This is a genomic window from Dyella sp. M7H15-1 (genome assembly GCF_004114615.1).
Lineage (GTDB): Bacteria > Pseudomonadota > Gammaproteobacteria > Xanthomonadales > Rhodanobacteraceae > Dyella_B.
In genome coordinates this window covers 330,384-349,433 of sequence record NZ_CP035300.1, presented here as the reverse complement: position 1 = coordinate 349,433, position 19,050 = coordinate 330,384, and the positions used below count along the sequence as shown (strand labels likewise).

The 19,050-nt window shown below is 61.2% G+C and carries 26 protein-coding genes and 1 pseudogene; 2 read left to right on the top strand and 25 right to left on the bottom strand.

From position 1 onward, the window contains the following. From EO087_RS01860 to EO087_RS01755, 23 genes and pseudogenes are all read right to left on the bottom strand, one after another. Positions 1-603, bottom strand: a complete 603-nt coding sequence (locus EO087_RS01860) for a phage baseplate assembly protein V (protein ID WP_164931731.1) — start codon at positions 601-603, stop codon at positions 1-3. Then, complete coding sequence (locus tag EO087_RS01855; protein ID WP_128897386.1) at positions 593-1,144, bottom strand: hypothetical protein; 552 nt, start codon at positions 1,142-1,144, stop codon at positions 593-595. Before EO087_RS01855 ends, EO087_RS01860 begins: the two co-directional genes overlap by 11 nt. Beyond that, complete coding sequence (locus EO087_RS01850) at positions 1,120-1,668, bottom strand: hypothetical protein (protein WP_240669102.1); 549 nt, start codon at positions 1,666-1,668, stop codon at positions 1,120-1,122. The genes EO087_RS01855 and EO087_RS01850 overlap by 25 nt, the downstream gene beginning before the upstream one ends. Beyond that, a complete protein-coding gene (locus EO087_RS01845) occupies positions 1,665-2,006 on the bottom strand; it encodes a hypothetical protein (RefSeq protein WP_128897385.1) in 342 nt (113 codons plus the stop codon). Before EO087_RS01845 ends, EO087_RS01850 begins: the two co-directional genes overlap by 4 nt. Beyond that, positions 2,003-2,263, bottom strand: coding sequence for a hypothetical protein (locus EO087_RS01840; protein ID WP_128897384.1), 261 nt, complete (start codon positions 2,261-2,263; stop codon positions 2,003-2,005). Before EO087_RS01840 ends, EO087_RS01845 begins: the two co-directional genes overlap by 4 nt. A gap of 9 nt (positions 2,264-2,272) precedes the next feature. Then, on the bottom strand, positions 2,273-4,288 hold the full coding sequence (locus tag EO087_RS01835) for a phage major capsid protein (RefSeq protein WP_240669101.1): 2,016 nt from the start codon (positions 4,286-4,288) through the stop codon (positions 2,273-2,275). Next, the gene (locus EO087_RS01830) at positions 4,272-5,903 is read right to left on the bottom strand and encodes a phage portal protein (protein ID WP_240669100.1); all 1,632 of its coding nucleotides are present in this window, start codon (positions 5,901-5,903) and stop codon (positions 4,272-4,274) included. Before EO087_RS01830 ends, EO087_RS01835 begins: the two co-directional genes overlap by 17 nt. After that, positions 5,900-6,403 carry a hypothetical protein gene (locus tag EO087_RS01825; protein WP_240669099.1) on the bottom strand — a complete coding sequence of 168 codons (504 nt, stop codon included), beginning with the start codon at positions 6,401-6,403 and terminating at the stop codon, positions 5,900-5,902. The genes EO087_RS01830 and EO087_RS01825 overlap by 4 nt, the downstream gene beginning before the upstream one ends. A gap of 54 nt (positions 6,404-6,457) precedes the next feature. Further along, entirely contained in the window at positions 6,458-8,443 is a 1,986-nt protein-coding gene (locus EO087_RS01820) for a phage terminase large subunit family protein (protein WP_128897383.1), read from the bottom strand. Then, entirely contained in the window at positions 8,421-8,945 is a 525-nt protein-coding gene (locus tag EO087_RS01815) for a terminase small subunit (RefSeq protein ID WP_128897382.1), read from the bottom strand. Before EO087_RS01815 ends, EO087_RS01820 begins: the two co-directional genes overlap by 23 nt. 3 nt (positions 8,946-8,948) lie before the next feature. Then, entirely contained in the window at positions 8,949-9,230 is a 282-nt protein-coding gene (locus tag EO087_RS01810; protein ID WP_128897381.1) for a hypothetical protein, read from the bottom strand. Beyond that, positions 9,206-9,568: a hypothetical protein gene (locus EO087_RS01805; protein WP_128897380.1), complete on the bottom strand. Its 363-nt coding sequence runs from the start codon at positions 9,566-9,568 to the stop codon at positions 9,206-9,208. Before EO087_RS01805 ends, EO087_RS01810 begins: the two co-directional genes overlap by 25 nt. After that, positions 9,565-9,867: a holin gene (locus tag EO087_RS01800; RefSeq protein WP_205744412.1), complete on the bottom strand. Its 303-nt coding sequence runs from the start codon at positions 9,865-9,867 to the stop codon at positions 9,565-9,567. The genes EO087_RS01805 and EO087_RS01800 overlap by 4 nt, the downstream gene beginning before the upstream one ends. After that, on the bottom strand, positions 9,864-10,310 hold the full coding sequence (locus EO087_RS01795) for a lysozyme (protein ID WP_128897378.1): 447 nt from the start codon (positions 10,308-10,310) through the stop codon (positions 9,864-9,866). The genes EO087_RS01800 and EO087_RS01795 overlap by 4 nt, the downstream gene beginning before the upstream one ends. Positions 10,311-10,349: 39 nt before the next feature. After that, entirely contained in the window at positions 10,350-10,787 is a 438-nt protein-coding gene (locus EO087_RS01790) for a hypothetical protein (protein ID WP_128897377.1), read from the bottom strand. A gap of 86 nt (positions 10,788-10,873) precedes the next feature. Continuing rightward, entirely contained in the window at positions 10,874-11,266 is a 393-nt protein-coding gene (locus EO087_RS01785) for a VRR-NUC domain-containing protein (RefSeq protein WP_128897376.1), read from the bottom strand. Beyond that, entirely contained in the window at positions 11,266-11,568 is a 303-nt protein-coding gene (locus tag EO087_RS01780; RefSeq protein ID WP_128897375.1) for a hypothetical protein, read from the bottom strand. Before EO087_RS01780 ends, EO087_RS01785 begins: the two co-directional genes overlap by 1 nt. Positions 11,569-11,791: 223 nt before the next feature. Next, a complete protein-coding gene (locus tag EO087_RS01775) occupies positions 11,792-12,004 on the bottom strand; it encodes a hypothetical protein (RefSeq protein ID WP_128897374.1) in 213 nt (70 codons plus the stop codon). Beyond that, positions 12,001-13,422 carry a replicative DNA helicase gene (locus tag EO087_RS01770; protein ID WP_164931730.1) on the bottom strand — a complete coding sequence of 474 codons (1,422 nt, stop codon included), beginning with the start codon at positions 13,420-13,422 and terminating at the stop codon, positions 12,001-12,003. The genes EO087_RS01775 and EO087_RS01770 overlap by 4 nt, the downstream gene beginning before the upstream one ends. Beyond that, entirely contained in the window at positions 13,419-13,718 is a 300-nt protein-coding gene (locus tag EO087_RS16555; RefSeq protein WP_240669225.1) for a hypothetical protein, read from the bottom strand. Before EO087_RS16555 ends, EO087_RS01770 begins: the two co-directional genes overlap by 4 nt. A 315-nt stretch (positions 13,719-14,033) precedes the next feature. Then, positions 14,034-14,120 (bottom strand): annotated as a pseudogene (locus tag EO087_RS16550) (helix-turn-helix domain-containing protein); the annotation flags it as partial. A 258-nt stretch (positions 14,121-14,378) separates the two neighbouring features. Then, positions 14,379-14,579, bottom strand: a complete 201-nt coding sequence (locus EO087_RS01760; RefSeq protein WP_128897371.1) for a hypothetical protein — start codon at positions 14,577-14,579, stop codon at positions 14,379-14,381. Positions 14,580-14,682: 103 nt separating this feature from the next. Continuing rightward, positions 14,683-14,964 carry a helix-turn-helix domain-containing protein gene (locus EO087_RS01755; protein ID WP_128897370.1) on the bottom strand — a complete coding sequence of 94 codons (282 nt, stop codon included), beginning with the start codon at positions 14,962-14,964 and terminating at the stop codon, positions 14,683-14,685. Positions 14,965-15,056: 92 nt separating this feature from the next. Here EO087_RS01755 and EO087_RS01750 point away from each other — a divergent pair, with 92 nt between their 5' ends. Both EO087_RS01750 and EO087_RS01745 read left to right on the top strand, forming a co-directional pair. Next, the gene (locus EO087_RS01750) at positions 15,057-15,773 is read left to right on the top strand and encodes a hypothetical protein (protein ID WP_128897369.1); all 717 of its coding nucleotides are present in this window, start codon (positions 15,057-15,059) and stop codon (positions 15,771-15,773) included. Positions 15,774-15,806: 33 nt separating this feature from the next. Next, positions 15,807-17,366 carry an MASE1 domain-containing protein gene (locus EO087_RS01745; protein WP_128897368.1) on the top strand — a complete coding sequence of 520 codons (1,560 nt, stop codon included), beginning with the start codon at positions 15,807-15,809 and terminating at the stop codon, positions 17,364-17,366. Here the strand turns inward: EO087_RS01745 and EO087_RS01740 are convergent. Beyond that, positions 17,337-17,771, bottom strand: coding sequence for a hypothetical protein (locus EO087_RS01740; RefSeq protein ID WP_128897367.1), 435 nt, complete (start codon positions 17,769-17,771; stop codon positions 17,337-17,339). The two genes, EO087_RS01745 and EO087_RS01740, sit on opposite strands and share 30 nt — an antisense overlap. 127 nt (positions 17,772-17,898) lie before the next feature. Further along, positions 17,899-19,026, bottom strand: a complete 1,128-nt coding sequence (locus EO087_RS01735; RefSeq protein WP_128897366.1) for a hypothetical protein — start codon at positions 19,024-19,026, stop codon at positions 17,899-17,901. Between the last annotated feature and the right edge of the window lie 24 nt (positions 19,027-19,050).

Sequence of the window (19,050 nt, the reverse complement as noted above, 5' to 3'; positions counted from 1 at the left end):
CTAAGCGCGCGGCGGCGAAGTCGGCTGCCCGGGCTCGCCGCTGACGTGATCGTGCTGCGTCAGCTTCACGTTGCCGGCGCTGACTTCGGTTTTTGCGGCCACGCTATCGGCATACACGCTGCCCTCCACCCACAGATCCTGCGTGCAATGCACACTCGGCGTATCCAGCGTAATGCTGTCGTCCGCCTTCACGGTGGCGGCCTTGCACACCACCGTCACCGTCGCCGATGACTGCGAAGCATCCACCGTCAACACGTGCGCGGCGCTGTCGTAGGTAATCAACGTGCCATCGCGGTACCGCGCGCGCTGTAGCGTTACCTTATCAGCCGGCGGCGGGAATGCATCGCTGTAAATCCCGCGCAACACCCAGCCCAAAGCGGGGTCGCCAAACGGACACAGCACCATCACCTGCTCGCCGACTGATGGCACGCACCAGGCGCTGTCTTCACCGGCCGCCGGCACAAACCAGCGCAGCCACGGCGTGAGCAATTCGCCGCACGCCACGCGCACAAAACCCTGCTGATCATCCACCTCCTGCACCGTGCCCTGCTGCAACAGATTGCACAGGCGCCGCTGCAACTCGCCCAGAATCTCAGCGCTCATCAGGCACGGCCGGCTGATAGCTCTCGCGATGCGCCTCGCCAACATCCGGCGCAAACGAAAAATACACGTGCTCGGGAATCACCCCGTCGTTGTCCCACGCGCTTTCGCCCAGGAACACCCACTGCACCCATTCGACCGTCCACACCGCGTAGCGGTCCAGGCCCGGCTTGAACTCGTCCTTGTAGCACCCGATCACCTGGCACGCATCGGCGCGAATCCCCTTCCAGCGCCGCAAATGCAGCCACGTCGCCAATGCAGCCGCAGCCTTGCGCACTTCCAGCTGCACGGCGGGGTCGGCAAACCCCAGCACCACGTGCGCTTCCCAGCGCAGCAAGGCGGGAAACTGGCCGGTACCGGCATCGTCTACCGGTGCGGGCTCAATTTCGGTTAGTTCGAGTAGACATGCCGGCGCCGGCAATTTTTCGCTTTCATCCTCACGGTAAAACGCGACCAGGCGAAAGCCGGGAAATTGCTCCGCCAGCTGCTCGCGCATTGCCGCGTGCAAGGCGTCCAGGGTTACGTGCGTGTCGAGGTCCGCCATGTCAACTCATGCTCGAAAAGTGTCATGAAGTGCGCATCGAACAGCGCTGTACCGATCAGCACATCCTCGATATAGACGATGGCCGGATCGTAAAGCGGCACCTTTTCTTCCACCAACGGCAAGCGCGCGGTGCCTGTTCGCTTGAACACCCGCGGCCTGCCACGCACACGCGCGATAAACGCCCCCTTCACCTCCCGGCCGCCATCGGCACGCACACCGGTGGCCGTTTGCTTGGGATGCAGATCCGCGAACGGGATGGGATTCAGGCCGTACCACACTTTCATATTGCCGGTACGCCATGCCGAACCCAGGCTCGACTGCATGCGATAGGTGCGCAGACGGCGACGCAGCACCTTCTGCTGAATCTTTAGATGGCCTGAAAGGCCCTTCACCGAACGCACGCGCAACCACGCCGCCATTTTCGACATGGTGGAACGCAACGCTCGCTCCGCTTGCGATTCAGTGGCGCGCAATTCGCGAATCAGCGTCTGCATGCCCTCGGCACGGATATCGACATCAATCACGGCACGTCGTCCAGGTCCGGCGCAAACGTGACCACGGCCATGCCCACACCATCGGGTTGCGGGTCGTGTTCAAGCAGATACGCACGGCCGTCGATCATCGCCCGGTCGCGCTTCTTGAAGCCGATCACATCCACCGCCTTGCAGGTGCAACGCGGCTCGCTGGCATTCATCAGATACTCGCCCAGATCCTGATCGTAATGGGGGTCATCGAAGATCACCGGCAGCTTGCGCTGCACGCCGGTCGCGCTGCCGTCCGGCGTGGACACGAACGTCACCATGATGGCGAAATCGTCCGGGTCCAGGAACTCGTCGAGATTGTCCCAGGCGGGGTGGGTCATTTGCGCGGGCGTTTAGCCACCGTCTGCGCGGTGTCGGTCGGCTCGGCGTTAGGCTCGCCCGTCTGAGCATCGACCTCGGCGGCCGGCGGCAGATCGTTGGGCGCCTGTGACACCTTGAACGGCTCCGCCACGCGACAGCGATACAACTCCTGCGCATCGCGCGCAGGCAAGTCCATCACAGCGCCAGCATCGCACAGCTTGCCAAGCAGCATGATGGCGCTGGTGATACGTACGGTTTCCTTCGTGGTCTGCGTCATATCGATATCTCAGTGCGCCGCCGCAGCCGTGCCGTAGCAGAAGCTTTCGGGGTGGCGGATGTTGAAGTCCACATCTTGGAACACCACGATGCGCGTACCGCCGCTGGTGCTCAGGCTGTACGGGTCCACGGTCAGATCCAGGCCGCCCCACATCGCAATGATCAGGTCCGCCCAGTTACCAAACAGCACATCGCCCGGCTCAATCTGGTTGGACACGCTGGTGGCGTAGCCATTGACCGTGTTGCCCTGCTCCCAGATCGTGCCACTGGCCGCCGTGCCCGGAAATTTAAGCGCGGTCTTGGCGTAACCACGAATACCCGCGTTGAAGGCATACGCCATCGATTCCACGTCGGCATTCCCCAAGGCAATCTTGGTTTCCATCTCCACCAGCTCTTCGAACGTGGGCTTGCCGGCAGCGGCAAAGGGCACCGCATTGATGCCGGTTTGCAGCGTCACACCCTTTGGCTGGTTGGTGCTGCCGTTGCCGTAGATCGCAGCGCGGTCGATTTGCAGCGCCATCACCTGTAGCAAATCGGCGCGCACAATCAACTCCGCATCCGGTGTCGATTGCAGCATCAGGCGGCGGGTAATGTCGGTGAAGGCGGCCAGCGACTTGGGGGTGAAGGACACCTGATCGAGTGCCGGCTCAGACGAGTTGGGTGCACCACCCTCGCCGACCCAATACGCTTGCGCGGCGCCCTTCTGTCGCGGGATGTCGATATTGCCGACCAGGCCGCCCAGTGTGGTGGCACGACGCATCACCCACGCACGGTTACGCAACAGCTCGATAAAGCTGCTGGCCAGCAATTGCTGCGCCACAATGTTGGAGCCCGGGCCGGCGTCCGGGTTGGTGGTCGAGAACGCACGGTTGAGCACGTCAGCGGGCACCAGAATGCCCTTGGCGCGCTTGGTGTATTTCTGTTCGGCAGCGCGCGAACACTCCAACTCAAACGCAGCCGCTTTCCGGTCGTCCGCCGTCGCGTTCGGCAGTAGCGCGCGAATCGCACGGATAAAGCTGAACTGTCGAACCTCCTGGTTGGACAAACCGATCTCGGCATCGCGCATCTGCTCGCCCAGCGGCTGACCGGACCGTTCGGTCACTTTCTGCAGCAGCATGCGCTGGAATTCTTCGGCCGTGTTGCCGTCGGCAATGGCCTGCAGCGCCAGCTCGGTCTGGCCGTACTGGCGCCCGAGTTCAGTAATCGAGCGCATGCGCGTGCGCTCGGCCTCTTGCCCTCGCTGCTGACCTTGGCGTACCTCATCCGTGGCCGGCTCGATCACTTCGAGCACTTCCACAATCGCGCCATTTTCGTCAACGTGCGCACGCACCAGGTTGCCCTTTGCATCCCGCGTCACTTTCTCAATCATGATGTTTCTCGCCCGTGTACCGGTATCGGCTGCAACGGGCGCAGTGTTCCCGCTCGACGGAGCAGCATCCTCTGGCGGCATTTCCTCGCTCCTCAAACCCGGGTCCGTCCATGGCCCCTCCCCGCGTGCCACCAGCGACCGCCCCACGCCTACCGTGATATCCGCCGGCACGCTCACCATCGACACCTCGAACGGTTCCCAGGCATTGATGCGATACACATCCACATCGTTGCGTTCCTCCACCAGCTTCATGCCCTTCACGCGATAACCCACACTGACCTTGGTCACGATGCGGTCGTTGATCCGCTGCAGCATCTGCTCGCCCGCTTCATCCTTGGCATAGCGCGCCAGCAGGCGGCCCTTGCGGTCCACGTCCACCCGTGCGCTGCCCGGCTCCACCACCCCGCGCATGTCGTCCAAATCGTGGTTCCACAGAATCGGTGCGCTGTCGTTCAAGCGGGCAAAGTCATATTCGCCCCGGTCGTGGCCCAGAACCTCGATGCCGAACCAGCGCTCCACCTCTACTTCACTGGAAAACGACAGCTCAACCGTGCGGGCTTCCACATCGACGCCCAGCACCTCCGCCTCGCGCCACAAGCCGCCCTTTTGTTGGATTTCCTGCAGGCGGGTGGCGATCTTGTCACGCAGCATCGGCATGGTCGTTGTCCTCATCGTTTTCATCATTGGCCGGTGGCGCGTTGCCGCCCGTCACCTTGCCGATCAACACCTGCGTAATGAACGCTTCGGGCAATCCCGCCTCGCGCATCGCCACCAGATCCTCCGCCAACTCGCGGAACACCTCCTGCGGGTCGCGGCCTTGTTCGCGGATCACCTGGCTGACCGACGTCAGCCCGCCACGAATCGACGACAGCGCGCTTTCCACATCCGCGCGCGGGTCAACCCACGCCCAGCGCCGGCCCTGCCAGCTCACCTTGCGGTATTCGGCGTATTTCTCCGCCGATAAAGGACGCCCGCGCACGGTGATGCGGCCAGCGAGCAGCGCCAGCTTCAGCGCTTCCTCGAACACCGGCGTGCACAATTGCTCGATCACAAACTGCTGGTCTTGCTTCCAGCGCTCGCGCTCTTCCAGCGTGCCGCTGCGAATGCTGCTGAAATTCACCTTTTCCAGATCACCCGTCAGCGAGTGATACGACACATTCATGCCGGCGGCGATGCTGCGCAGCACCTGCTTGGCGAACACGGCGTATTCGCCGGACGGATACGTCGGGTTCCAATCCTTCAACCGCGCACCGGGTGGCAGTTCGTGGAACGACAGCGGTTCGGCATCGACGTAGATTTCGCCTTCGTCGTCACCGTCGCAATCCGGCCCCATGCCGGCGTCCCACTCGAAAAAGCCCATCTTGGCGGCGGACGCGCGTGCGTTCTGCACGGCGGCATCCTGAAAACCCTGCAGGTGGTGCAGACCAAACAGCGATGTCGCCGCCCACGGCAACCCGCGGCGCTGCCCCACCATTTCCTTTTTGAAAACGTGAATCACCTCTTCGGCCGGCACGCGCACATAACCCTTGCCGTTGAGGGTGTAGTAGTACGCGTCGCGCTCATCCAGCGAGGAAAAGTGATAGGCCACCGGTCGCCCGTAGCGGTTGAACTCAATGCCCTGGCGAACAAAACCGCCCTCGTCGCCCCACTTCAACGCCTCATACCGAATCGGCAAGCGCGCTGGGTCGATCAGTTGCAAGGAAAAACCCATTGGCCCAGCGTGCTTGCCGTAAATCTTGCGCGCGAGAAATTCACCATCGCGCACGCAGGTGGCCACGCATACGTCTTGGATCTCGCGCCAGGAATAGGTGCCGGTGACATCGCAATGCCCGGTACGCCCCCACTGTGCCCACCACGCCTCGATCGCGTCGTTGGACTCCGTGTCCAACTGCCCGCCCCGCTTCTTCGCTTTGGCCTGCAGCAGGATACCCAGTGGCCCGACGATGTTCTGTCGGCACATGTCCACATAGCGCTTCACGTGGTCGTTGTTCGACCACTGCTCGCGCATGCGCGCCACCAGCACCGGCTGGCGCCACGTCAGCCACTGATCGGGCGATACGGCGATGCTGGCCCAACGGTCGTTCGGGTCAACCTGGCTGCCTTTGAACATGCCGCCCGCGGCACCTGGCACACGGCCGACGTTGCGCGCCATCCGGCGCGGCGGCGATGGTGCCGGTGCGACCGCGGCTTGCATGGCACGCTCCACCGCCACGCCTAGCTGCGATGTTGCCAAGGTGGTGGCCGCGGCCGATGACCGCCCCCACACCCTCACGACGAAAACCTCACGACGATGTTGCGCCCGAAACGGCTCTGACCCTTGCGCTTGGCGCATTCATGCCGCACGCGCGCGGCGTAGTACGTACGCAGTGCAATCAGGTCCGGGATCGGTGTGCGCCACAGTTCGCGATTGTTGATGCGATAACGCAGCTGATCCTGCGTGGCGCGCTTGGCCAGCACGGCATCGATTGCCGCCAGCGCCAGCTCGAACGGCGAGCGGCCATCGTAGCCTTCCGGCAACTGTGCGAAATCCGGTTCGATATCGATGTCGCCGCGCTCGACCTCGCGCAGTTCCTCGCCACGGCGCATACGCAAACGGTACCAGTAGCGCCCGGATCTCCAGGGGGCCGTTTCATCCGCCGACGCGCGGAACACATGTGCGCGACCGTCAGGCGCCGCATCGATATCGATCGCTTGCGGTCCGCGCAACACCCACTGCGCCAACCAATCGGGCGCCGCGTACGCATCGAGCATCAGGGTAAGCGCCAGCGGCATACCGCTGACGATGACTGCAGGAAAAGAGTTCGACCCGGAACAGCAAGCCATGATTCACCAGTTCGTGGCCCACGTCCCCGCTCTTCGTTTTGCACTGCGGGTGCGTGCTGGCCGAGTTTTGCCCGCATTGTTCTGGGCGGTGTCTTGCGCAGCCTCTGGCGGGATTTCCGGCTGAGGTGCAGCACGTTGGCGTGGTGGCGGCGTGCCTGGCGTCAGCATGGCCAGGCGCTCGGCGCGCTTGGCCAGATTCGGCTGGGCGATCTTCAATGCCGCATACGCGTAAACGCGACAGTCCAGAGCTTCATTGCGCGCCTTGTCCGACTTGCGCCATTCGCGCACGGGCTGACCTTTGACATAGCGCGTCACCAGCTTTTCGGCGGTGAGCTGGTCGTACCAATCACGCGAGCGCCCGACGGGGGTATGCATGTAACCCGGGCCCGGCGCGTCGATGGTCAGGCGGCGCATGATGATCTTCTTCGCTTCGTCCACACCCACGCGGAACAGATCCACCTTGCGCGCGTTCTTGCCGCTTTGCTTGCGCTCGGATTTCTCCACGATCGGCCGATTCCACCCGCCCACGCCTTTCACACCGAACAGCCGGCGGCCGGTCTTCCCGCGCAGGTAGTCGTAGGCGGCCTGCGTATAGCCCTTGGTGCCGCCGGTGTCGATGCAAGCCGATTCGATGCGCAGCGTGGCGCCGCTCTCGTGGGTGAAGGTGGTGGCCAGCAAATCGTCCAGTTCGTCCCACACCTCCCTTTGTAGGGGATCACCCCACAGCACGTAATAACCGATGGACCACGATTCCTCCCCCGGTCCATGTGCCACCACCTCAGCTTCCAGGCGGTCGATCTGCATATCTCCGCCAAGGGTCAGGTACACGCCGCCGGCCGGCACTTCTGCCGCATAGGTTTCTGCCCGCTGCTCGATCGCGTTGGCATCGACCTGCTCGCCGCTTTCGGTCCACACCTCGGCCTGCGTCACGTTGACGAACGTTTGCAGGTCGTCGTTCTTCAGGCGGTCCAGGTAATCGAGCACGATGCTGCTCAAACGGCGGAAGGTCGAATAGAACTCGCTCAAGTGATACGACGCATGCCCACGGAACGGTTTGGTTGCCATCCAGCGACCGGCACGAATGGCGGCAATGCGCTGGCCATCGTTCCACGTCACGCCGCAGCACTCGCACACGTACAGCGCTGTTTCCGGCTGCTGGTCATCGATCGCCATCAGCGTGTCTTCATGCGTCTCGCCGCGGCCCACCCATGACACGTTTTCCCAGCGCAATACCTGTTCGGTACCGCAGGCATGACAAGGCACATGGAACCGGCGCTGATCGCCGGCCTGAAAGCTCTTGTCGATGTAGCTCTGCCCCTCGATGGTGGGCGTACTGATTTCCAGCAAAAAGCGGTCGTCGTCGAAGGTAGCGGCGCGCTGCCATAGCAGGCTGACCGGGCCGCCTTCGCTGGTGCGCTCGTAGCCGTCCACTTCATCGCATACGATCACCGGCGCGCTGCGCCCGCGCATCGTGCGTGGGCTGCCCGCCCACGAAAACATGATGAAGCCGCCGGGGTACGACTTCATTTTTTGATTGTTCACGCCCTCGCGCCCGCGCGGCTTGGCAATCAAGCGCTGCAAGCGGTCGTTCGCTTCCACCAGTGGCGTGAACTTGGTTTCCAGCCACATCTGCAGATCACCCTGCGAGGGCTGCATCATCATTTGCGAGCGCGGCATCACGTCGATGCAATAGCCCTGCACGCACAGCGCCAGCATGGTCTTGCCCACCTGCGCTCCCCATTCCAGGGTGACGCGGTAGCAATCCGGATTCACCAGCATGTCCATCGGTTCGCGCTGGTACGGCGCGTTATCCAGGCGCAGCAAGCCGGGAATCTTGTTGCCTTCCGGCACGTAGACGTGTTTCTCGGCCCACTCCGATGGCGCGAACTTCGGCGGTGGCCGCAACTGCTGCAAGGCGCTGTGCAACGCGTAGCGAACGCCGGCCGTATTGCGGAACCGCTCCGCGTCACTCGTCGGCGTCAGGCTCATCGTCGTCACTGTCTTCGCCGGCAGACAAATCCAGCTCGGCCAGGCTGGTCAGCGTGTCATCGATTTCCGCCAGCAAAATCTGCTTGAACTTGCGTTCGTCCGTCATGCCGATCAACGTGGTGACGGTGCGGCCGGGGATGTTGCGCAGCTTCGCCCGGATCTCCGCGAACACGCGCGCCAGTTGCCGTTCCATCTGCTCCACCGGCGCCACCAGCTTGCGATCGGCGGCCAGCTTCAATTCCTCGCGTTGCGCCTCGGCCGCGATCTTGCGCCGCTTCCATTCCTCGGCATCGCCGGAGATATCGCCCACGGCTGCCTCGGCTGCCTTGTCGCGCAACCAGCGCGCCACCGCGGCCGTGTCGAACACCCACTCCACACCACGGCCGCCACGCTGCACCCACGGACAGCCATTGCGTACCCAGTCATCAATCGTGGGCAGCGACACACCGAAGGTGTCGGCCAATTCGCTGCGGTTGACCTGCTTGCCGGCGCGCTTGGCCATCGCTTACGGCAAGGCGCCCAGGTCGCGGATGGCTTGCATGCGCGCATTGCACTCGTCGATGTCATCCCCGCGCGCGTTGTAAGCGTCCACCACATCCAGCACGCTGTTACTGCGGCGCGGGGTTTTATGGCAAGGCGCCGTGAGCGCGGCCGGTACCGGCACGAATTGCGTGACGTTGCGCGTGACCACCTTCGGCACCACGGCCGGCGTCGGCAGCTGCACGTTGCGCGTGCAACCGGTGGCGAGCAACACGAAGGCGATCAATCCTTGAAGACGGCGGGACATATCGTCTGCTCCAACACGGCCGCACAATCGGGGCGCTTGGCGGCTTGCTCGAAACGGCGACCCCATTCGACCGCCTGCTCTTGGGCTTTCTGGCGCTCTTGGGCCAGGTTTGCCACCAGCCAGTCGGCGTTGGCTTGCCGTTGCGTCGCTTCCTCCGCGTCACGTTCGGCGGCCTCCTGTAACGTTTGAAGGGTGGTCCAAGCGGTGTCGCGCTCGATGGTCAAGCGATGGATCACCACCGCATCGCGATCGCTCTGCGTGCTCACACCAAACCGGTACATCAGGATGAAGCCAGCGGCGACCGCACCGCTCACCAAACCCAGCAGTGCCGACTTCATGTCGATTCTCCCGACGATCCGGCCGCACGCTTGGTCACACCGCGCACCGCCATTTCGATCACCTGCGAACCGGCAATGCCGAATGCCGACCCCAGTCCCAGCACCGCCAGAAAATTGAGGTTCGGGAACTGCATCAGCACAAGCCCCGCGACCAGCGAGGTGGACGATCCGATAATCACGCGGCCAATGCACACGCGCAGCGAGGGTTTCTCCGCGGCGGAAAGTTCTTTGCCCAGCGTGACGAAGGCGCCGATCACCAGCAGGCCGATCGCGTCGAGCCAGTCTTCCGCGCGATTCACAGCGACAACTCGAACAATTGACGCTCGACACTGCGACGGTTCACCAGCCCGGGCAGCACGCTGCCACCGGCCTTGTTCCATACATCGAACTGCGCGGCGGCGCCGGCATAGTCGCCAGCATTGAGCTTGCGCAGCAGCGTGGAGCTGCGCAGATTTCCCAGCCCGATGTTGTAAGCCAGACTTACCAATGCATCGAACTGGTCTGGCTCCAGCGGTACCGTAACGGCCGCCGAAACGCCCGGCTCGAATTCTTTGCGAAGCCGCTCGCTCAGCAACCGATCCGCATCCGCCTGCGTGATCACCGTGCCTTCGTGCACGTCTGGGCCGGTATGGCCATAGCCAACGGTCCAGATGCCAACGGGGCAACGGTACGCGGTCAGGCGACACCCCTCGAATTTCTTGATCAGCGCCATGCCGTTTGCGCTGGTGGTCAGGGTGGACATGGGAAGCGCCCTACGTAGCAAAGTAGACGCGAGCTTCCCCTAGCCTGTCGGCGCCTTCCTCTGGCGTGATTTCCAGATGTTCCGCACCATCCGCGACGACAAGCCGAACACGCTTGCGACCCTATCCACGGCATACCCTTGCAGCAGCAATCGCAGCACGCCTTGATTGCGCACCGCGCGTGACAACTGTGCGCACCGCGCCAGCTCCAGAATTTCACCGCGAAAGGCCGCCACCAACGCCGCCGCTTCCGCCAGCCCCAGCCACCGCGCCAGCCGGTGGTCCGCGTCAAGCACGCACGGCACATACAGCCACACCTGCCCATTGGGATGGTTGCGCGAATAGGTTCGCGGCAACTGGCTAACCAGATACAGCGCCTTATCACGCCCGATAACGTCGGCCACCTGCTGCACACTGCGCGGCAGTGACACGTCATTCGGATCGTCATCGAGCACGTGCCACGGCAACGCCAGCTGCATGGCACGCTCGGCGTGATCCAGGCAGGACCGCGCCGGGTAAAAACGTCGGTGTGGTCGAAGGGTGCGCGCCATGGCTTGCATCGCGGTCAAGCTGCCGCCAGATACGACACGATCACATCCCGCGCCTGCTCCCATCCCTTGCACACCTCCACGCGATGCCCCTGCTCGGCCAGCCGCGCGATCCACACCCGCTGCTCTTCACTCACCACACCACCCTTGCGCCGTTTCATTTCCACGTACAAGCCGCAGTAGCCAGCGCGCGGTACCGGCAGGTGCAGATCCGGCACACCCTTGCGCACCCCTTCAGCCTTGAGCTTGGCCGCAATGATTTTGTTGCGTTCACCACCGTTGGGGATGGCGTACAGCAAATCCAGTTCCGGGTGCGCCACCGTCGCAAGGCGCGTCCACCGGATAAGCATCACCTGCTCATCGTGCTCGATCGGCGTGACGTTGCGGCGACGTGCCAACGACGTGCGCATCACCGACCACCCCGCAGCGCGGCGGCCAACTCGTCCGCATCGATCACTTCGGCCGACAACGGCGCATCGCCATAACGATGCTCAATCAGCAACTGCAACTCGTGGATCGCCTTCTCCAGGTCCTGCCGGCCTTTGCCCGTAGGCTTGGCGTGACGCGTCACGCGCTTCACCACACACCCCTCCAGAAAACCCAGTGCGTTCGCCTCGATGTACTGCACCGGCTGGATGGTGCAGTCCAGGTAATGGCTACCGCCAACTTGGCGCTGATGCGCGCCGCGGTAGGTTTGATTTTCGGTACTCATGCTGCCTCCGTCACCACACCATGCCGCCGTGCCGCCAGTTCGCTACAGCACGCCGAACAGCGCCCAAACCAAATGCGCCTTTTCACCACTGGCCAAAACTCGCGCGTCGCCGGATGCCAGGCGTCCGCGCCGTAGCCCAGGTGCGTGCACCGGGTACAGCGACGGTATTCACCATCAGCGCGCGACTCGAAGCGAAGCGGCATCGACTTTGCACCGGACGCGTTCATGCTTTGTTCCCTTTGGCGACGGCATACACCACGCAACCATCATTGAGCTTGCGCCGGCGCAGTTCGCCCCTCCGCTGCATGCCCAGCAAGGTGGACTTGATGCCAATATTCGACATACCCGTGCACGCGCGAAGCTGCCCGGCGGTAAGCCACTGCGAACCCAGGGCAGCCAAGATGCGTTGATGGGCACCGGTGCGGGGTGTGGTCATCGAAAACCTCCATGCGAGGGGCGTGTGTGTGTTTGGCGGTCGTCCACCGGCAGTGGGCCGATCCAGTTTTCCAGGCGCATCATGTCCAGGGCGGTTTGCAGCACCAGCGGTGCGCCGGTACCGCGATCACGACCTTTGCCGCGGATAATTTCCGTGCTGCCTTTCAGCGGTGAATCGGGGTGATACACCTCATCGCGGTACAGAAACGCGATCACGTCGCCCTTCTGCTCCAGACCGCCCGATTCGCGCAGATCCGACATCATCGGCCGCTTGTCCGCACGCAATTCCAGCTTGCGACTAAGCTGGCAGAACATCAGTACGGCGCAATCCAGCTCTTTCGCCAGCGTTTTGCCCGTCTGCGCGATGGCCTCGTATTCGAAGCGCGCACGCTCCGGATCGATGTACATATCGTGGATGTGATCCACCACAATCAAATCCAGCTTGCGATGCAGGTGCGCACGTCGGCAGCGGGCTTCCAGCTGTGCCCGCGTAAGGGCCGGTGTCGCGTCAAAGAGCAGCGGCATACCCAAAATGGCGGCGGTTGCTTGTTCCAGGCGCGACCAGTACAGCGCCGCATCCGGGTCGCTGTCGTTGGGCTTGAGCACCCATCCGAAGGGAATGCGCCCCTGGCACGACACAGCACGTGCCATGCACTGCTTAGCGCTCATTTCCACAGTAAATACGGCGGTATGGAAACCCAGCCCGGCGGCATGCAACGCCAGTTGAATGGCGAAAGCACTCTTCCCCATGCTTGGCCTTGCGCCCATCAGGTATAGCGTCTGTCGCTGCAGGCCGTCCGTCCAATCATTGAAGGCATCCCATGGCGTAGGGATACCGCCGATGCCCTGCCCTTGCTGATAGCGCGCCAGCAGATCCGCATACATCTCGCGCATGGCGTCTTTCACCGGCTCCAACGCGCCGCGCAGCTTGCTCACCTGCATCTGCGCCAGCGCGTGCTGCGCTTCGGCCACAATCTGCTGCGAATCCGCGCTGAACTCGAACGCCTTGGCTGCGATGGCTTGACCCACGCCGATCGCCTGGCGAAGGCGTGCCTTCTCCACAACGATTTCCGCATAGGCCACGATGTTCGCTGCGCTGGGCGTGGCGTCGGCCACCTCAATCAGGTAACCCGGGCCACCGGCCAATGCATCCAGCCCGGCCGCTTCGAACCAATAACCCAACGTCACCGCGTCCACCGGCGCACCACGTTCGACCAGCGCGCAGATCGCTCGATAAATCAACTGATGATCGCGACGATAGAAATCACCCTCGCCAAGCCAATCGCTGATTTTCGTCAGCGCGGAAGCATCGAGCATCAACCCGCCAAGCACGGCTTGCTCGGCATCGATCGCCTGTGGTGGCATGCGTAGAGCGCCCACGTCAGGAGGGACGCGTTCGGGTGCGAAAGCGGTGTTCATTCGGCCACCTCCAGCGAGCGCTGCAACTGCATGCCTTGCGTGGTGAGCTGGTAGCTCCCATCCGCGCCAATGCGCCAAAGATTGCCCCATGCTCCCTCGACGGCGTTGCGAAACGTCTGCGGCCAACGGGTATAGCGTTTCGATGACTGGCCGTATTTCGCCTTGAACCAACCCCATTCGAGCGCAACGAATTCGATCGGCAACCCAACCCGCTTGGCGTAGGCGAACACGGGATCGTCTTCGGGAATCGCCAGCACTTCTGGCGGCAAGCTCTCCATCCATCCTCGAAAGGTCATCGACCCATCCGCACGTGCGCGCTGACGGTTGCTCTTGACGGTTCTTGATGGTTCTTGACGGTTAGACCGCATCTCCTGCGGGGGTGACTGCACCTGCTGCGGGGGTGACTGCATCTGCTGCGGGGGTTCCTCTGCATCTGCTGCGGTGGCGCAGGAGCTGCGGGGGTGCAGCTCCTGCGGGGGTTCGAATGAAGTCGGCGTGATGCTGTATCGCGTGTGCCGGCCGTTCGACCGATCGGCCTTCAACAACTGCACCGATTCCAGCCATTTGATGGCACCGTGCACCGCACGTTCGCTAAAGCAGGTGCGCTCGCATATCTTGGGTATCGACGGCCAGCATTCGCCGTGGTCGTTCGCGTTGTCCGCAAGCGAAATCAACACAGCCTTAGGAGTGGGCGGCATCTGAAGCGGCCAGCATTGGGACATGATGACCGTGCTCATGTCTTGTTTCGCTCCTTTTTCAGGCCCCTTAAAAGGGTTTCAGCTTGCGCATACGACACACCCGCCCGCGCCGCCAACTCGGTGACGGCCGCTTTCTCCGCGGCCTGGCGTACCGACAAGCCACTGAGCGCCGCGCACCCGACGAGTCGCCCAAAATTCGCGACGCCACCGACTGAATCGGCTGTAACAGGCCCCTCAATCAGGTCGGATTCGGGCTCTTCAGACCTCATACGGTGCGGCCGTAATCTGTTCACCAAGCTGGCGAAGCAGGCGACGAACGCCATCGTTGATCAGCTCACGCTTGAGTTCGCCCCACTCCTTGCCCACCAGCGACGCCGCACGCTCGCCATCCTCGCGTTCGAGTTCGTTGAGGTAGAGCTTTTCGGGCTGACGTAGAAAAAGACGATTTTTATAGGCCATGACGATGTACCAGGGTGTTTCTATGCTTCACAAAAGGTACGCGCGCGAGGCGCGCTCACATCAGGTCAAGCAATCGAGCTTGGCCTTCATTGCTAAGGGGGCTTTAGGCAGCCCGCTGACACGTAGAACCAGGAGCGTCATGGCCTGCCTTTTGATGTTCAGGTGGGTCCCACGGAAAGTCAGGGAGGGTGATACGACGGTCCACCTGCCCCTTGGTTGCATGTTCGAGGTTGGCCGCGAGTTCGGGGCTCGCGGTTTTGTGGCCACTGATCACCATGTACAGGTAATACGGGGTGACCTTGCACAGGCCGGCCACCCGACGCAGCTCCCCGCACTTTCGCGAGAGCTTCCCATCGGCTTGGAGAAAGTAGGTTTTGGCATCCATGTCGAAAATTTACCTGAGAGGTATATTTATCGCAAGGGTAATTTACCTGAACGGACGTTTACCATTTAGGTAAAGCTGGGGACAATTGCCTTATGGATATCTTTGACATTCGACATCGAAATGTGCGGCTTCTTGTGCAGGCGCTGGATAAAGAAGCCGGTGGCACCGGCAAGCGTTCCGGTGGCATGGCCATGTTTGCCGACCGCCTGCAAAAGCAGCCGGCCCAGGTAACTCACTTTGCCGGCGCAAGACCCATAAAGCGCATCGGCAGCAAGATTGCCCGAGAAGTCGATAGCGCCTTCGGCCACCCACCCGGCTGGCTAGATACTCCGCATTGGCAGGAGTCCGAGTACATCGCCGCAGCGGATCGCTCAAGCTCCGAGTACGTTGCAACGAAACAGCCAACCACGCTTCCGCAGCACGTACAGATACCTTATCTCGAAGGTTACGATTCCCAACGCACAGGGAGCATCACTATTCCCTTACAACTTTTGCAGCACGACCCCACTTTGATGTCTCGGGACATTCGCGCTCTTATAAACCCTGAAGACAACATGGCCGGGGAAATCGAGCAGTACGACCTAGTGTTCGTCAATGCGGCAGTTCGCAAGTTCGAACGGGATGGCATTTACGCGTACAAGCTTGGCGACATTCCTCACATCAGGCGCATCCAGGATATGGGAGGTGGACAGCTGCGCTTTGTGGGAACCCGATCCTACGAAGAAAATTTCGTGCTCTCTGGGGAGAGCCTTAACGATTTGCACATCGGCGGACGCGTGATTGGTCGTCTAGGCTACAGGAAGTTTTAAAGCATCCCGTGCCGCCCCGTACAGTGAGTGGCTATGCAAGGGATCACATTTTTGCGGGGCGTGCTTGTCATACTCGGCTATACCGCCTTATATATCGCCGCGCGGGAAGCATCGGTTACGCACTGGGTATTGTCAGCTGGCCTGCGGTTCACCGCTATGCTTTTCCTCCCGGCACGCATGTGGCCTTTCGTTATTGCTGGCGACCTCATCGGTTCCCTGTACTATCGCAGCTACCGCCTGGACGAGTATGGCTTTGCATGGCTTTTCACAGCGGTGGCGCTGCCTCCCATAGCGACTCTCATACCGGTTATCGCCTTACGCAAAATTCGCTGGCTCGCGGGTGACTTGCAGCTTCCCAAGCTGACGCTGAGATTGCTCAATGCCATGGCAGCCGCCGCGGCTTTGAATGCAGCCGTCAGCGTGGGTGCAATGGAGCTAGTCCATTATTCGGCCAGTACCGTTCGAATGCCAGAAGGCCCTATTTACTATTACGGCATTTTCATGCTCGGCAACCTCATGGGCGCGCTCGTCATTGCCCCTGCTGGGCTTCTGCTGCTGCTTGCACGAAGGAGGCGCGCAAGACAGCTCATTGGCAATATCAATGCCGGCTTCGGCCATGAGATCGCCGCCAGCATCACCTTACTGGCGGGGCTTATTTACGCATACTACTCGCTTGAATCAGCGCAAAATCAGGACATTGCCCGATTGCTGATGCTCGTCCCTGCCGTGTGGATGACCTGTAGATATGGATGGGTGGGCGCCGTTGCCTTGACGGTGCTCGGAAACATTGCACTACGCCTTACTTTGATTCAGGTAAGCGACCTCAATCTCCTGGAGTCGCAGGTGCTTCTCGCCCTCTGCAGCTCAATGCTACTCGTCTTCGGCGCCATCATTACGCGGCTTCGCACAGTAGCAACGCTGCATCAAGTGCAGAGCGGGTCTTATTTGCAACTTGCCCGCAGAAACTTGCTTCAAGCCGACATGCGCGCACATCGTCTTGCAAAGGACATGCAGCACAGACATGGTATGAACAACCGTGTCGGTGACCCTTCATGTCTATTCGACTCGTCCAGCGCTTCGCATGCAACTGCGGCGGCGGCAGCACGATGGTTTCGAACCACCAAGAGAACCGAGGTTCAGCGAACCATTGATGCGATGGACTTGAGCATGATCGAATCGCGCGGCATCATAAGCGCACTCACGTACGGGCCGCTCGCAAAGCTTCTTTTTGAAGAGAATATCTCATTCGCCGCAAGGCTGTCGTCAAACGCCGCTTCTCTACCGCGCGACCTGCAACTTGTCATCTACCGGCTATGCTACTCATTTACTGTGAGCCTAGCGCGCGACCACAACGCCGCACGCATCGCTGTCAGGCTGTCAGTGCCCAGGCATAGCGCCTCGGCGATTCTCGCCATTCGTGCCCGCCCAGCGCGTTGGCATGAGAAACGACGCGAGCTTCCAGACACATACCTCGATGATGAGGAAGTAGACGCAATCGTCCGAACGTTCCACGGGCGCATACATGACGATAGAGCTGGACCACGGCGCTCCATTAGCATTATTTTACGGACTTGGCTGCATCATTGCAGTTGAACAATCTGCGGGATTTCCGCAAGCCACGGTCACTTCAAAAGTATCGCCCTTTACGCTAATGGTCGCATCGCTGTTACCGTAAACAAGCTCGCCTTCTTCCAATTGATCCACCGCGCGACCATTCTTTGGCACGGCACGGAGACTTCCCATCGGCAGCACAATCAGCTGATCCTGCACCACCTCCACCGCCATCAACACACCCCCTTTGAGATCGTTGAGCTGAAGGTAAGAGATTCCATCCTTTACCCAACGGTAGACGTGATAATTAGGGTTCACGCTTACGTCAGGGGCACCAGGCACGCCCGACCCCAAGCCTTGCTGAGCATCGGCGCAGACGGGACTCACATAGGAGACAATGGCTAGTGCGAGTCCCCATAGGTGCACGCTACTTATGCGAACAAACATGACACGTGATCCGTCTAAAGAACAGTTCGATTCTCATATGTTGCGCAGAGCGCTTTAATAGTAACTTTGTCAATTCACGCATCAGCGAACCGCAACTAAGCAGACCAGACAGGCATCCCGTGAAAAATCATGATTGACCTGCGAGCACTGCGTCCATGGCATCCGGTAGCTCTGGGAGTTGAAGCCAATCGGCGACCACCTTAGCTTCACTGCGCAGCTGATCCTTCTTCTCGGCAGAGACTTTTGCGACCAGCTTCACCTGTTGCAGCCAAGCACTAAGGCAAGACGGGGTAGCCCCATCACTGCAGCTGCCAGGTACTCCGAGCACGGCTGGAATAACGTAAGCATCTCGCATCAATGCCGCATCGTTCACATCAGACCTGCCAAGAAATGATGTGGGGTAGTAGTCGATGCCGAGGTGGCCGCCCCACTTGAACCATCTCTCAATGGCCTTATCGGCCTTTTCCTGCACCCCGGACGCGATCCAGTCCATCGATTGGCATTCGCCTACATGCAGGTATTCAGGCAACTCGTTTCCCAGCATTTCCTTATTCATACCGGCAACGATGCAAGCCAGGGTTGCCGTGCCACCACGCTTCAACATCTCGGCTTGAGCGGCGGTAATCGGAGACAAATCGGCGCGAATAACACCGTTACCGACAGCACCATTACCGGCAATCATTGCCACAAAAGGCGTTCCACTCACGGATTTGCTCACCGTAGCAATGCGCCCGGCGATAGCGATACGTTGCCCCATGTAGTTGTTATCGGCGGCGACCTCATTCGTATGGTATTCCGCCAGCAGGTCGCCAGCGCTAGTGAACGCGCGGATGGACGACAATTCACTCCAGTCGATGCGCGACTTCTTGCCAGCGACATACTGATTGATGTCTTGCCGGATGACGTCTTGCAAGAATGCCAAGGCCTCAGCATTGGGCCGGTATGCGGGTACGGCCGGCTTTTGCGTTGAAGTGTCCGACGCATGGGACGCCCCCTGTGCCTGCAGGCTTTGACTTGTAGGCGTCTGCGAAGGTAGCGGTCCAGCAGATTGAGCCTTCTCGGTTGTTTCGATAAAAAAGCCGCCGAGTATGGAAAAGCCGACGAACGCTGAGACACCAGCGCCGAGCAACCGCAAGCGTCCGGGTGGTGGCGCCCCCTTCTTGGCGAAAACAGAAGGGCGGATAACTCCTATCAGTGCGGCAGCAATACTGCCCACGGCACTCAAGATACATACGAAGGCTAGTACGTCGCGCATAGTGCTTCCTTGTTTAAGGTGGCC